1 pseudogene is annotated in these 516 nt (G+C 70.5%); it reads right to left on the bottom strand.

The features are described 5' to 3' along the window. Window positions 1–516 (bottom strand): annotated as a pseudogene (locus ABTU92_RS30115) (ABC transporter substrate-binding protein); the annotation flags it as partial.

Genomic DNA, 516 nt, shown 5'->3' on the forward strand with positions numbered 1-516 from the left:
CCTGCGCGTTCATCTGGCGCAGATAGGCGGCCGCCGTGCTGCCGCGCGTGGTGGCGACGCGCTTGCCCGGCAGGTCGTCCGGGCCGCGGATGCCGCTCTGGATCTGCTGCACCGTGAGGGTCGCGGCGAGCTGCGCCGTGTAGAAGGCGACGAACACGACGCCGGTGAACATCCACAAGAGCGCGACGATGCGGGCGAGCCACTGGCGCGGCTGCTGCTCGCCCTGGGCGACGAGCGTCCCGGCCGCCCAGAACAGCGCATGGAAGATGCCGGGAAAGTACTTCGGCGTCGGGATGATGCCGTCCTTCTGGCGCCGCTCCAGCAGCCAGACGACATGGGCCGGCACCAGGATCAAGAGAAGCGCGATGCCGAGCCACACCAGGATGGTCCTGGAGAACAGGAGGCCGAGTAGGTCGCGCAGCGGGTCGGACTCGCCGTCCTGCCCCTGCCCGGCGCCCTGGCCCGCCCCCTGGCCGCGGATCATGATCTGCAGGCCGGCATTGAGCATCGGCTGGG

This window comes from Rhodoplanes sp. SY1 (assembly GCF_046000175.1).
In the GTDB taxonomy this organism is placed as follows: Bacteria; Pseudomonadota; Alphaproteobacteria; order Rhizobiales; family Xanthobacteraceae; genus Rhodoplanes.